This window comes from Maritalea mobilis (assembly GCF_004363175.1).
Lineage (GTDB): Bacteria > Pseudomonadota > Alphaproteobacteria > Rhizobiales > Devosiaceae > Maritalea > Maritalea mobilis.
In genome coordinates this window covers 62,816-77,049 of record NZ_SNYR01000002.1, presented here as the reverse complement: position 1 = coordinate 77,049, position 14,234 = coordinate 62,816, and the positions used below count along the sequence as shown (strand labels likewise).

Below are 14,234 nucleotides of genomic sequence, written 5' to 3'. Positions count from 1 at the left end.
GACGCCTTAACCTTGATTTTATTCAAGATGAGGTGCATTTAAGCGGACAACCCGCCACATTAAGTGGTGCCGTTGAACTAAATTGAAGACTTTTAGGTGAAGAGGAACCAAATATGAGCGATATTGCAGATCGCGTTCGCAAGATCGTTGTTGAGCATTTGAACGTAGATGCCGACAAAGTGACAGAAAAAGCCAGCTTTATTGATGATCTTGGCGCGGATTCGCTCGATCAGGTTGAACTGGTTATGGCGTTTGAAGAAGAATTCAGCGTAGAAATCCCTGACGATGCTGCTGAATCAATTCAGACATTTGGCGACGCCGTTTCTTTCCTTGAAAAGGCTGTTAAGTAAGACCTAGGGGATTTCCCCTTTAGCAGCCGGTAGGACATCTGAAATGAAGTTGCGCAGAGTAGTTGTCACTGGTCTCGGCATTGTGAGCCCTTTGGGTGCCAATGTGGAGACTGTCTGGAAAAACATTCTTGACGGTAAAAGCGGAGCCAAAAAGGTAGACGAATTCGACGTGTCAGATTTGGCATGTCAAATTGCTTGCCGAATTCCGCTTGGTGACACTGCCGATGGGCACTTCAATCCAGATGACTGGATGGACGTGAAAGAACAAAGAAAGGTTGACCCTTTCATTGTTTACGCCATGGCCGCTGCTGGTCAGGCGCTTCAAGACAGCGGTTTTGAAGCCAAAACAGACGAACAAAAAGAACGGGCCGGTGTTTTGATCGGTTCGGGCATTGGCGGCGTGGGCGGCATTTATGATGCCTCCATTACGCTCGCTGAAAAAGGCCCGCGTCGGATCAGCCCGTTTTTTATTCCTGGTCGCTTGATCAATCTCGCGTCTGGCTATGTTTCGATCCGCCACGGATTGAAAGGGCCAAACCACTCAGTTGTTACCGCCTGTTCAACAGGGGCGCACGCCATTGGCGACGCCGCTCGCTTGATCGCGCTGGATGATGCTGACGTGATGGTGGCCGGTGGCGCAGAATCGCCCGTTAACCGCCTTTCATTGGCAGGTTTTGCGGCATGTCGCGCCCTCTCAACTGGTTTTAATGACGATCCTCAACGTGCTTCACGCCCATATGACAAAGACCGCGATGGTTTTGTGATGGGTGAGGGCGCAGGCACCGTCATTCTTGAAGAATATGAACATGCCAAGGCCCGCGGCGCCAAAATTTATGGCGAAGTGGTTGGCTATGGCTTGTCTGGCGATGCACACCACATCACAGCACCTGCCGAAGATGGCAATGGCGGCTATCGCTCTATGCAAGCGGCGATCAAACGCGCTGGCTTGGACGTAAGCGACATTGATTATGTGAACGCCCACGGCACATCGACCCCATTGGGCGATGAAATTGAACTGGGCGCGGTGACCCGCTTGATGGGCGATCATGCGAAGAACGTGACCATGTCTTCAACCAAATCAGCTGTTGGCCACTTGTTGGGCGCTGCAGGTGCTGTTGAGGCGATTTTCTCAGTTCTGGCCATGCGCGATAATATGGCACCGCCAACCATCAATTTGGACAATCCATCAGTGGAAACTGAGATTGATTTGGTGCCGAACAAGGCAAAGGCCAAAGAGATCAATGTGGCATTGTCCAACTCATTCGGCTTTGGTGGCACCAACGCGTCACTCGTGTTCAAAAAGCTGAATTAGGCTTTTCTGCCCAAAATGCGACAAAAAGAGCGGGGACGACAAATCTTCGCTCTTGTTTTTGCCCCAATCATCTATTCAGTATAGCGCCAAAATCAGAAGAAGCAGGGTGCCATGTTTGGAAAACGCAAAAACAAAAAAGTTCGCAAAAAACCAAATACTTTCATTCAAGTGGCGAATGCCTTTCTGACCCTGATCATACTCGGCCTCGTGATCGGCGCTGGCTTGATTTATTATGGCATCAGCCAATTCAACAATGATGGCCCAATTGCAGAAGAAACCATCTTCGCCGTGCCGCAAGGGGCAGGGGTATCCACCATTGCCCGCAAGCTGCAAGATGAAGGCTTGATCTCAAACTCCTATATCTTTCGCTTCGGCACCGTAGCTATGGATAAAGACACAGAGCTAAAAGCCGGCGAATTCCGCATTGCAGCCAACTCTTCCATGCGTGACATTCTGATTGAGCTGACCGAAGGCCGTGCAATCCAATATAATGTGACGATCCCCGAAGGCTTCACCTCCTGGCAGATTGTGGAACGCTTGAAGGCGGCTGAGTTGTTGACCGGCGAGATTGACGAAATTCCGGTTGAAGGCAGCCTTTTGCCGAACACCTACAATTTTGAGCGCGGTGCAACGCGACAAAGCGTTGTGGAGCAAATGAAGGTGGCCCACGATGAGGCACTGGCAGAGATTTGGGAAAATCGCGATGAGGGCCTGCCCATCGAAACGCCAGAAGAATTGGTGATCTTGGCCTCTATCGTTGAAAAAGAAACAGGACTTGCCTCCGAGCGCCCAGAAGTGGCTGGCGTGTTCATCAATCGCTTGAATAAAGGCATGCGCCTGCAATCTGACCCAACCATCATCTATGGCATCACCAATGGTGAAGGTACATTGGGACGCGGGTTGAAACGCTCAGAAATTGACGCGAAAACCGAATATAACACCTACCAGATTGATGGTCTGCCTGTGGGGCCAATTGCCAACCCCGGCATTGAATCCATGAAGGCTGTGGCCAACCCAGCCGAAACCGACGCGCTCTACTTTGTGGCAGATGGTAGTGGCGGCCACGCCTTTGCCAAAACCTATGATGAGCACCGCGCCAACGTGGCCAAATGGCGCCAGATTGAGAAAGAGCGCCAGGAAGCTGCAGAAGCAGCAGCCGAGGCTGAAAAGGAAGCGCTGGAGCGTGAAGAGGCCGAAAAGCTGGACGAACAGAGCAGCAATCAATAAAAGAGGCGAACCAAAGGGCGCACCAAAGGAGAGCTGTTATGTCCAAACCCATCGCCAGTATGACCGGTTTTGCCCGGGCATCGGGGGGCATTGCCGGCGCGTCCTTTAATCTGGAAATCAAATCCGTCAATGCGCGGGGGCTCGACTTGCGCCTGCGCGTGCCACATGGCCTCGACGATTTAGAAAATCTGCTGCGGCAAAAGCTGACCAAAGCGCTTACGCGCGGCTCAGTTCAGCTGAACCTCAACATCACATATGAGCATTTGCAAAGTGAAGTAAGCGTCAATCAACAAGCGCTCGACATTGTTTTGGCGGCGATGGATGATTTGTCACAACGCATCGAAGCAGATCGCCCGCGCCTTGATGGTATTTTGGGCCTTAAAGGCGTGCTGGAGCTGGCCGAGGCCAAACTGACCGATGATGATCTGGTCGCACTTAAAGCTTCCATCCTGCAGGCCGCGGATCAAGCCATTGCCGACCTTATCGCCTCACGCGAGGCGGAAGGGCTGAACATCCATGCATTCTTGACTCAACGTTTGGTTGAAATTGCTGAGCTGACGCTCAAGGCGGAAGAACATCCGGCCCGCAGTCGAGAAGCTATTTTGGATAAGCTGCACGGCCAAATCGCCCTGTTGCAAGAGGGCGAAAATGGCTTGGCAGAGGACCGCCTGCACGCCGAAGCATTGATGCTGGCCACCAAGGCAGATATTCGCGAAGAATTGGACAGGCTGGTGGCGCACGTGGCGGCGGCACGCAAGCTGCTGAAGCAGGGCGGACCCGTAGGCCGCAAGCTCGACTTTCTGTCGCAAGAATTTAACCGCGAAGCCAATACGCTCTGCTCAAAAAGCAATCATGTGGACGTGACGGCGATTGGGCTTGATCTCAAGGCTACAATCGACCAATTACGTGAACAAGTTCAGAATATAGAATAGGATCTTCCATGTTTGATCGTCGGGGCCTGATGCTCATCCTTTCTTCGCCTTCAGGGGCAGGCAAAACATCAATTTCGCGCACCATTTTGCAGCAAGATCCAAACTTAAAATTGTCGATCTCTGTGACCACACGGCCAAAGCGTGCCAACGAGGTGGACGGCGTTGACTATTTCTTCAAAACCGTCGCCCAATTTGAGCAAATGCGCGACAATGGCGAATTGTTGGAATGGGCCGAAGTGCACGGGAATTTCTATGGAACGCCAAAAGCCGCCATCGAAAAAGAACTAGAAGCAGGTCGCGACGTTTTGTTCGACATCGACTATCAAGGCGCGATCCAGCTTTACGAAAAATGCCCAGAAGACATTATCGGCGTATTTATCCTGCCGCCTTCAATTGCCGAGCTAAAACGCCGTTTGGAGCGCCGCGCAGACGACAGCGAAGAGGTGATCCGCCGCCGTTTGACCACCGCCCAGCAAGAGCTGAAGCAGTGGGAAAGCTATGATTACATCATCGTTAACCGGGATTTGGATGATAGTTGTGCAGCGGTTGCATCCATCTTGCATTCAGCACGTATGATGCCTTCAAGGCAGAAAAATTTATCGAGCTTTGTCAAAGGTTTGCAGGGCGAACTTGACACAATTCTGTCATAAAAATTCAGTGCAAATTTTCGTCCGCTGCATTCACCATATATCGAAAAAATATATCCCGCAGCGTTCACAAGCCTGTACATTATATGACTAACGTGCTAATTATGGGTGGCTATAAAGAAGATGTGCAGCTTTGAATTGTTGGAAATTTTCCGCCACCAAGGATAGGTTGCCAGTCCACCATCTTTTTGTGTATGCGCTCACGATACTCAATATTAGGCACGAATATTGCTGTGTCCACCCGCTCGTGGTTCGAGCGGGTGTTTTGCATTTTAGGGGTAGGTTTTTACCCGTTTGCCTCAATCCAGCGGGCCATTTCCACAAATTGATCAGTTGAAATTTGCTCGGCGCGTTCCGTGCCTTTCAGCGACATCGCATCAAACAAAACTGCCAAATCTACGTTCAATGCTTTCAGGCTTTGCCGCAGCATTTTTCGGCGTTGCCCAAAGGCCGCACGGGTAACATGTTCCAATGTGCCCGCCTTAATTTCATTCGCATCTGGCTTTGGTTGAAAATGCACAATGGCCGAACTGACTTTTGGCGGCGGCGTGAAAGCACCGGGGCCAACATTTAGCGCTACTTTGGCGTGGCAGCGCCATTGCGACAAGATGGACAGGCGACCATAGGCCTTGCTGCCAACAGGCGCACAAATACGGTCAGCCACTTCCTTTTGAAACATCAAGGTCAAGCTGTCGAAATAGGGCGGCCACGGATCATCCAACCAGCCGGTCAAAAGCGGCGTGGCGATGTTATAAGGCAAATTCGCAACGATTTTCGTGGGGCCATCTGCAAGCGCACGATAGTCAATTTCCATTGCATCGCCGGAGATGATTTCCAATCGATCAGGATAAGCCGCAGCAATTTCAGCCAACGCAGGCAATGCACGGTCATCTCGTTCAATCGCAATGACCTTCTTTGCGCCAGATGCCAACAAGCCACGGGTGAGACCGCCGGGACCGGGGCCAACCTCGATGATTGTGTGATCTTCAAGCGGAGAGGCAATGCGGGCAATGCGCGCGGTCAAATTCAAATCGAGTAGAAAATTTTGGCCGAGTTCTTTTTTTGCCCGCAGCCCATGTTGCGAAATCACGTCGCGCAGGGGCGGCAATTCATCAATATGGCTCATCTAACGTCCCGATCCATCCATTGCACCTCAGGTGAGGGGCTTTTGGGTCATTTCGTCCGCAATGGCAAGGGCTTTCAAAAAACTATTGGGCGACGCTGTGCCTGTGCCCGCTAAAGAAAGTGCTGTGCCATGGTCCGGCGATGTGCGCACAATAGGCAGACCAAGCGTAATGTTGACGCCCTCATCAAAGCCAATCGCTTTCACCGGGATCAGCGCCTGATCGTGATACATGGCAATCATTGCATCATAATTTGACCAGATGTGTGGGGCAAACGCCGTATCGGCGGGCAATGGGCCGTCAACATTCAAGCCTTCTTCCCGCAATTGCTGCAAGGCCGGCACGATGATGTCGATCTCCTCATGCCCCATCGTACCATCTTCCCCCGCATGCGGGTTAAGGCCAGTTACACCAATCTTGGGTGTGGCAAGTTGAAAACGAGATTTGAGATCATGATGAACAATTCGGACATTCTCCATAATCAACTCGGGTGTAAGCGTTTCAAACACTTGCTTCAGCGCCATATGGATGGTGACCGGCACCGCGCGATGGTTGCCATGCGCCAGCATCATAATCGGCGTGGGAATCTTGCCGCCACCTGCACATAGATCGGCCAAATATTCCGTGTGACCAGGGAAATCAAAGCCTTCCTTATAAAGATTGGCTTTGTGAATTGGGGCGGTAACCAATCCGCGGCACTTTCCTGCGAAAATCGCCTCAACACTTTGGGAAATGGCATCAATCACCAAAGGTGCGGCGGCAGGCGATAAAGTGCCCGGTTCATCCGCAATGCGGTGGCCAAGATCAATAACGGGCAGGGCAGTGGCAAAAAGCTCAGCTGCATATTCTGCCGTGGTGGACGTGATCGGGAAGTCATAGCCAAGCCGCTTGGCACGGGCGGCCAAAAGTTCGGGATCGCCAAATACACAAAAAGCGGGCAGCTTTCGCGCTACCCGCTCTTGATAAGTTTGAAGAATGAGATCTGGCCCAATACCAGCAGGTTCACCAATAGATATGGCAAGCGGTGGAAGGGCCATTACATTAATCCCAATAAAGCTTAGCGATATTCGATGCTTGCTTTCTCACGCAGCTGAGCAAGATATTGCTTGGCTTCGTCCTGGAGCTTTTCTGTGCCCACTTCGTTGCGCAATTTGTTTTTCACAAATGTCAAATCTTCTGCGGCGGTTTTCGCACAAACAGCAAGCATTTGCACGCCGCTAGCAATTGTGCGCGGCTTTGTGATGCCACCAACATTCAAGCCAGCCAGTTCTTTTGCCACAGGATCAGCCAATTGTGTGGAATGGCGACGCCCCATAGTGCGTACCGCTGCGTCTCGATAGGAGAGGGCCAAATCCACCGCATTATCGCAGCCATTAAAATTGCGGCGATATTGATTGGCTTCGTTTGTGCGCGAGCGGGTGCTGCCTGTTGTGTTTAAGAACACAATCTCGGTGAGCATGAAATCATAATTCGTTGCATTGCCGACTTCTTCACGCGCGGCAAGGTCCAACTCAAGGTCAGAGATTTGCACTTTCTGACGCAAAACATTGGCCACAACACCCTGCCAAGCCAATTGGGCCCGCAGCTTGTCTTTTAGTGTTTTGGATTGAACACCAGCGGCGTTCAAAATTTCGGTCAATTTTGATGTGCTCAGCTTGAGATTAACGGCCACTTTGGCATAGGCGTCATTAACAGCAGAATCTGGTACTGAACGGCCGATGCGTTCCATTTCGCCGATCATCAATGCTTCATCGATAAGCTCTTCACGTGCCAATTTCAAACGATCCGCGTTTGATTTGCCGCGACGTTCCAGCCGCATGAAACCCGCACGTTGGCTAATGTCTTGGTCAGTGATGGTTTTGCCGTTCACCACAACTTTGATGGTGGCTGCAAAACTGGATTGGCCAAAAGTCGTCAAACTCAACATGGCGATGAAGACAAGGCTTAGAATGCGCATAGTCAATTATTCCCAATATTATCTCGGAAGTTGTTTAGCACACATGCAGAACAAATGCGGCCATTTTTTGAGATGGACTAAAAATCATAGTCATAGGCGTAATCGCCAATCATTTTCAGATTGAGCTTGGCGCCAATTGTGTCTTTTGGATCAAGCGTATTGGCCGAAGAACGGTTATAATAAATCGTTCCACCCAAATAGCCATCATCATAGGTGAGGTCACTGCCATAGCTGACAAAGCTTTGGTCTGCGATATCATAATTTGAATATGCGCCAACGCTCCAATAATCATCGATATTGAAGCGCACATTGCCGCCCACTTCATGACGATCCTGCGTAGCGCCAGGTGCAACACTTCGATGGGCATAGTTGTAAAACGCCCCAGCGCTGAAAATATCACCACTATATTGCCCGGCAACAGAGCCACGAGCGACTTGGCCATTGCTCGGGTCAATCAGAGTTTTAGCGCCTAAAGTGATGCCATCAAGCGGGGCACCTTGAATGCCTGCAACAATGTAGGAGGGCGACTGATCAGCACCACTACCAATGCCAGTTTGGTTCGGGTTGGCAACCGCAGCCGCATTGGTGCCACCAATATGGTAGGATTGACCAACAACAATATCGACCCAGCGTCCATTGCCGAAATCTGCATTATATTGTCCGCCAATCGCAACACGCGTACCGCTGTCCTGACGATCTTCGTCGGAGAAGCGGTTGAAACTGAAAAGGTTCGTGTCATCAAACACAAAGCTTTGCGCATCATCATTGGTGATGCCTGTATTGGTGGGGCCACCGCGCGATACAATCTGCAAACGTGGCGCGAAATAATGCTTGGTGCCTGAACTATCTGTGCCTACCAACGGCCAACTGACATCAAGGGCTGCAATTGGGGTTGCGCTATACACAACATCCGCTGCGGGTGCCTGAGCGTGACCACTGGCACCATTATATTGAGCATAATCACCGCGCACGCCTAGATAGGGCGCAATCAATAGTCCACCTGGGGCGACCCACTGATTGGTCCAACCTGCCTCTAGGGTCAAGTGAGACTTCGCGCCTTCAAAGCCGAATACATGTGGCGTGCCATTAACGGTGGTCGCATGGTCGCTATCACGCTCCAAATGAACCAACTTGCCGGAAAGGCGAACTTCGCCCCAATCATTGGCAAGCTGTTGTACGTGATTGGCTTCCACCTTTGGCGCAATCAGGGCTTGCTGCGCTTCGTTGGCCGCGCCACTTTCGCCCAAGCCAACATATTGTTCAATGCGGCCATCAATATAGCTGTCACCTTCAAGATAGGTGCCATAAACGCGATTAACGGCATAACTTCCTTCGCGATCACCGACATCATAATCTGTGAGGAAAGAGCGATCTGAGAAAAGCGTATAGGCGCCACCTACCGTTAATTGTTCAGTCGGTGTGTACACTGCTTTGGCTTGAGCCGCGCCGCGCAAATTGCGTTCACCCAATTTGCCAGCAAAGGCAGATGGATTGAATTGATAAATGCCGTAGCCGGTGACTTTAACGGAAGTCACTTTGGTCGAATGCGACCAGTCAAGTTGACCCAACACACCTTGGTTGGTGAAGATCGTTGGGGTCAGCGTTAAATTGGTGCGCGGGTCATGCAAAATGAAGCCCGGATAAGCAATGCCCACACCCAATTCGGAAGAATAGGAGAGGCGTGCTTTCAACAACTCATCATAATCTGTCAAAGACGGATCAGGGATCGTCAGATAAGGAATGGTCGCAATCGGCACGCCAGCGAACACCATGGACGGACGCTCAAAATAGATCGTCTTTTCTTCGGTGTCGCGCACAATGCGTACCGCTTTGATGCGCCAGCCAATTTCACGGCCTTTTTCGTCAACACATGTGCCGCAAGGGGTGATGTCAGCATCATTCAAATCAAGACTACGGTTTGGCTTGATTTCCGCTTCAGCGGCAGAAAGCCAATAACCGGCTTCATCCTGAAAAATCAGATTTTCCAAAAATCCTTGACGAAAATCGCCTGTCAGATTGGCTTTGTCGGCGACGTAAACCAGACCATCAGGATCTTTAACGGCGATATCGCCCAGTAGCTCCACCTCACGGGTGCGCTTGTTGTAAACAACGCGCTGCGCTCTGATCAGGTAGCCTTCGGCCGAAAGTTCCACATCGCCAGTGGCGATGATCAAATCCTGCGCAGGCAAAACGGTGAGTGTTTGCGCGGTAACCTTTAGGTCACTTGTGGTGGAGAGGGCTTGGCCTGCGAAATAGTTGGATGGCAAAAGTTGGGTTTGTTGCGCCATGGCAGCAGGCACAAAAGCGCAGGTCGCTAGCAATCCAAGGCCCAGCAACGCCGACTTCAACTTCCCCTTATGCGTGCAATAACGCGTCACGCTCATCCATCTTCCTTCAGCAACAGAACGGTTGTGCCAATGACAATCGCCACAATTGCAGGTCCCCATGCCGCCAATAACGCATTGATATTGCCAGATTCCCCGGCGCGATCAGCGAGTTTCGTCAAAATATACACGACAAACCCTAACAAAATTCCGTAAATTATGTGAGTACCTGACGTGCCCAGTCGTGAATAACCCGATGTAAATGCAAACGCAATTAATAAAGTGCCAACCAACAAAATTGGCAAGGCTTCCAAGCGTCGCATTCGCATCTGTGCGGCATATTCGGCCGGGGTTGTGACGGTTTTATCACGCAATTGAGATTTCAACTCAAAAATTGACATGCGCGAGATCGACCCGAGCTGTAAGCGCAACTGCGCGGCGCTAAAACTGGTGGGCAATGTAAACTGCTCAAATGCTTGCACGGGTTTGCCTGATTCACTGATGGTGCCGTTGGTAAATTCCCACTCGAAATTCTGATAGCGGGCGCGTTCGGCGACAATTTGGCGATTGTCTCCATTTTGTCCGCCCAGCATAAACACCCGCACGCCATTCATGGCATCACCAGTGTTCAAAATTTCGTCGGCTTTGATGATATAGCGACCGCCATCATAGGACTGCTCAATCCAGCCTGACCGCCGATCCAAAGCGCCTGCGGTGGAGGAGAGGGCCTTCACCCGTGCATCCACCACATCATTAAGCCGCAGCACAATCGGGTCGAGCATATAGCCGACAAACAGACCAACCAGCAGGGAAAAAATCAATGGCGCACGGACCACGCCCCAAATGGATATGCCTGATGCCTTCGCAACAATCAGCTCGCGATGATTTTGCAAATCACTAATGGCAATAACGCCGCCAATCACAAAGGAAATGGGCAATAAATCCATGCTCCACACCGCAGCGGTGAGGCCTGCAGAAGATAGGCTGGTGATGGGGTCGGAGACAAAGCTGGTGCCTGCGCGGTTGCCAAATTCGACAATCTCAATCAACCCGACGAGCGCAAAAAACAAACACATCACCAACAGGATGGATTTGCAGATTTTGATGCTGATATGCAGGCCAATCCGGGTCATGCGACATCTCCCAGCTTGGGCGTACGAGACAAAAGTCCCTGACGCATGATCATGGGGATCGCAATCAAAAGCGGCAAAAGTGGCGGCAAATAAGCCACGAACCACAGGTCGGGCGTGCGATAGATAAACTGCTCGAGCCCTGTGCCAATCACTTTCACCACCACAGCAATGGCCAGCACCACAAAATCCACACTGATGCGAGATTTGCCTCGCATGGTGTTGGGGCGCGACACCATGAAAAAGGCCAAAAGCCCCATGGTAAGCACATAGAGCGCAGTGGTGTTGCGCAGGTGGAAATTCAGCCTGTCGCGACCACTTAACCCGTCAGCCGCCATTTGGGTGAGCAGTAAAAGTGAGTTAGGCGTGACTGAATCTGCGGCGTTGCTGCCCGCCAGATCAGCCAGCGCCAAGGAATAAGTTTCGAACTCAAGCCCGGTCATTTTTCCGGTTTCGTAAGTGTAATATTGAATGGCACCGCGGCTGAGCCGAACGGTGAGGGTGCCTTCAACCTGCGCCAATTGCGACTCTTCCGCCACAATGGTTTGCGAGCGCAACGGGTCACGCGTGTCATAAATGAAAAAACCAAGCCCAGTACCGTCTGGTGCGCGTTCGCGGATCATCATGGTGAGGCCGGAACTGACTTGCGTAAAGCGACCTGGACGGGAAGAGTTGGCCACCAGATCCGCGCTGATTTCATCGCTTTGAACGGCAATATAATATTTGGCGGTGGGCACCACAAAATGGGCAAGCGACAAGCTGACAATGATGGAGAGGCCCATAAACCAAACCCATGACCGAATGAGCGGTCTTAAGCCGACCCCGGCATAAATGGGGAAAATCTCTTTTGACAATTGCAAGCCGCGCACTGTGCGCGAAACGCCAAGGGCGACGCACAAAAACAGCACAATATTGAGAATATCTGGCAGGCTTAGGAAGGATTGATAGACCATGGCGCCAAAGCCTTGGCCCTTATTTGTGACCAAATCCACCGCCCGCAACAACTGCACCAGCCAGCCCAAAAAGCACAGCAAAAACGCGATGCCTGCTGCCGCAATCAGATATTTTTTAAGTATGTAGCGAGTCAGCAATTCCATAGTGAACTTTTGCCACAGCTTGGCCCGCTTCACCATCTTTTTTACATAAGATTTTATCCATCAAAATCTTTTTACTGTTGGTTGCACTTTTCCTCGAACTGACGCAATTTAGTAAAAAATCAAATTTGGCGCGTTCGCGCCTACCTTCAATCAACTGGGATAGGGAATATGGGTCAAACATTGACGATTGCTATTGCTGAACATGGCAAAGGCACAGGGAAAAACATCGTAATCACCTCAAATGGTGATTTGGATTTCTCAAAAGAAGGCAAAGCCATTTGGGCAGAAACTGGCCTTGATATCCAAAAACTAGCGCAAGCAGCCAAGTTTAAAGGCAAAAGCGGCACATTTTTGCCTATCCTTGCGCCGCAAAATTTAGACGCAGACCTGTTGTTGGTTGCAGGCACAGATGGGCTGGCCAAAGACAGCGCAAAGCATGAATTTGCGGCTTTTGGTGGCAAATTGATTGATCAATTGAGCAGCCGCCCTGGCAACACATCGCGCGTAGTGTTGGACGATGATTTGTTTGCTGCAAGCAATGTGGCTGAGGTAGCGGCTGGCTTGAAGCTCAGCCATTATCGGTTTGATAAATACATCACCAAAAACAATGATGATGATCGCGCGAGTGAAATTGAAGTGACGCTGGAAACCGGTCACGCCAAAGACGCGGTTGAAGCGCACAAAGATCGTGATTGCGTAACCGAGGGCACAATTTTCGCGCGGAATTTGGTGAATGAGCCTGCCAATGCGTTGGGCACATTAGAGTTTGCCGATGCGGTGAATGAGCTTGAAAAAGAGGGCATGGAAGTTGAGCTGCTCGACGAAGCACAGATGAAAAAGCTGGGCATGGGCGCGCTTCTGGGCGTGGCACAAGGTTCAGTTCGTCCCCCACGTTTGGCCATTATGAAATGGAATGGCGGCGCAAAGGGCGACGCGCCAGTGGCATTTGTGGGTAAAGGTGTTGTGTTTGACAGCGGTGGCCTTTCCATCAAGCCAGCAGGCGGCATGGAAGACATGAAAGGCGATATGGGCGGCGCAGGTGCCGTGGCGGGTTTGATGAAAACCGTTGCGCTGCGTAAGCCAAAAATCAACGTAATAGGTGTGATCGGCTTGGTTGAAAACATGCTCGACGGTAATGCACAGCGCCCGGGTGACATTGTGACTTCGATGTCAGGCCAAACCATTGAAGTGCTGAACACTGATGCGGAAGGCCGCTTGGTGCTGGCAGACGCGCTTTGGTACACCAAAGAAACATTTAAGCCAAAATTCATGGTCAATTTGGCCACATTGACTGGCGCCAACATGGTGGCATTGGGCAATGAACATGCCGGCCTGTTCTCCAACGATGATGAATTGGCGGAACGCATCACCGCAGCTGGCTTGGAAACCAACGAAAAAGTATGGCGCTTCCCTATGGGGCCGGCATATGACAAGCTGATCGACAGCAAAAACGCTGATATGAAAAATATCGGTGGCCGTTGGGCCGGTGCCATCACCGCCGCGCAATTCTTGAAGCGGTTTGTGGGTGAAACCAAATGGGCGCATTTGGATTTGTCGACCGCGATGGGCGTGCCAGCGACAGCTGTCAACAAAAGCTGGGCAACTGGTTTTGGCGTCTATTTGCTCGATCAAATGGTGCGCAACCATTACGAATAAGCTTTAGGAGCAGGCAGCATGACAGAAATTCTGTTCTATCATTTAGAGCAAAAGCCCGTTGAGGCCGTGCTGCCCGTTCTGCTTGAAAAAACACTTGAGCGGGGGTGGCGCGCCATGGTGCAATGCGCCAACCCCGGCAAAATTCACGCGCTGGATGAGGCGCTGTGGACCTTTCGGCCAGAAAGCTTTTTGCCGCATATGGTGCTGTCTGACCAAATGGATTTGGATGAATTGGCTGAAATGCCTGTGCTGATCGCCGACAATGATGAAAACCCCAACAGCGCCCAAATCCGCTTCTTTGTGGAAGGGGCAGTGCCCGAAAACCCTGAGGGCTATGAACGCGTTGTGTTCATGTTTAACGGCCACGACCCGGACGCCGTGACCCGGGCCCGCCAAGCGTGGAAAACCCTAAATCAAGGCCACGAGCTGACCTATTGGCAGCAAGAACCAAACGGACGCTGGGTGAAAAAGGCTTAGG

13 protein-coding genes are annotated in these 14,234 nt (G+C 51.3%); 7 read left to right on the top strand and 6 right to left on the bottom strand.

What is annotated here, in order from left to right; genetic code table 11:
• Positions 1–113 precede the first annotated feature (113 nt).
• From ATL17_RS08145 to gmk, 5 genes are all read left to right on the top strand, one after another.
• Positions 114–350 carry an acyl carrier protein gene (locus ATL17_RS08145; RefSeq protein WP_133572318.1) on the top strand — a complete coding sequence of 79 codons (237 nt, stop codon included), beginning with the start codon at positions 114–116 and terminating at the stop codon, positions 348–350.
• A gap of 49 nt (positions 351–399) precedes the next feature.
• A complete protein-coding gene (gene fabF, locus ATL17_RS08140; protein ID WP_133573134.1) occupies positions 400–1,662 on the top strand; it encodes a beta-ketoacyl-ACP synthase II in 1,263 nt (420 codons plus the stop codon).
• A gap of 111 nt (positions 1,663–1,773) precedes the next feature.
• Positions 1,774–2,889, top strand: coding sequence for an endolytic transglycosylase MltG (gene mltG / locus ATL17_RS08135; RefSeq protein WP_133572317.1), 1,116 nt, complete (start codon positions 1,774–1,776; stop codon positions 2,887–2,889).
• Between the two features lie 38 nt (positions 2,890–2,927).
• Entirely contained in the window at positions 2,928–3,821 is an 894-nt protein-coding gene (locus ATL17_RS08130) for a YicC/YloC family endoribonuclease (RefSeq protein ID WP_133572316.1), read from the top strand.
• An 8-nt stretch (positions 3,822–3,829) separates the two neighbouring features.
• Entirely contained in the window at positions 3,830–4,471 is a 642-nt protein-coding gene (gmk, locus tag ATL17_RS08125; protein WP_133572315.1) for a guanylate kinase, read from the top strand.
• Between the two features lie 283 nt (positions 4,472–4,754).
• Here gmk and rsmA read toward each other — a convergent pair whose 3' ends face one another.
• The 6 genes from rsmA to ATL17_RS08095 form a co-directional block, all read right to left on the bottom strand.
• Positions 4,755–5,594: a 16S rRNA (adenine(1518)-N(6)/adenine(1519)-N(6))-dimethyltransferase RsmA gene (gene rsmA / locus ATL17_RS08120; protein WP_133572314.1), complete on the bottom strand. Its 840-nt coding sequence runs from the start codon at positions 5,592–5,594 to the stop codon at positions 4,755–4,757.
• 27 nt (positions 5,595–5,621) lie between these two features.
• The gene (gene pdxA / locus ATL17_RS08115) at positions 5,622–6,629 is read right to left on the bottom strand and encodes a 4-hydroxythreonine-4-phosphate dehydrogenase PdxA (RefSeq protein WP_133572313.1); all 1,008 of its coding nucleotides are present in this window, start codon (positions 6,627–6,629) and stop codon (positions 5,622–5,624) included.
• 20 nt (positions 6,630–6,649) lie between these two features.
• A complete protein-coding gene (locus ATL17_RS08110) occupies positions 6,650–7,549 on the bottom strand; it encodes a peptidylprolyl isomerase (RefSeq protein WP_133572312.1) in 900 nt (299 codons plus the stop codon).
• A gap of 77 nt (positions 7,550–7,626) precedes the next feature.
• A complete protein-coding gene (locus ATL17_RS08105) occupies positions 7,627–9,933 on the bottom strand; it encodes an LPS-assembly protein LptD (RefSeq protein WP_166638951.1) in 2,307 nt (768 codons plus the stop codon).
• Complete coding sequence (locus ATL17_RS08100) at positions 9,930–11,006, bottom strand: LptF/LptG family permease (RefSeq protein WP_133572310.1); 1,077 nt, start codon at positions 11,004–11,006, stop codon at positions 9,930–9,932. Before ATL17_RS08100 ends, ATL17_RS08105 begins: the two co-directional genes overlap by 4 nt.
• Positions 11,003–12,100 carry an LptF/LptG family permease gene (locus ATL17_RS08095; protein WP_166638950.1) on the bottom strand — a complete coding sequence of 366 codons (1,098 nt, stop codon included), beginning with the start codon at positions 12,098–12,100 and terminating at the stop codon, positions 11,003–11,005. Before ATL17_RS08095 ends, ATL17_RS08100 begins: the two co-directional genes overlap by 4 nt.
• A gap of 168 nt (positions 12,101–12,268) precedes the next feature.
• Here ATL17_RS08095 and ATL17_RS08090 point away from each other — a divergent pair, with 168 nt between their 5' ends.
• On the top strand, positions 12,269–13,756 hold the full coding sequence (locus ATL17_RS08090) for a leucyl aminopeptidase (RefSeq protein ID WP_133572308.1): 1,488 nt from the start codon (positions 12,269–12,271) through the stop codon (positions 13,754–13,756).
• An 18-nt stretch (positions 13,757–13,774) separates the two neighbouring features.
• On the top strand, positions 13,775–14,233 hold the full coding sequence (locus tag ATL17_RS08085) for a DNA polymerase III subunit chi (protein WP_133572307.1): 459 nt from the start codon (positions 13,775–13,777) through the stop codon (positions 14,231–14,233).
• The last annotated feature ends 1 nt before the right edge of the window (position 14,234 follow it).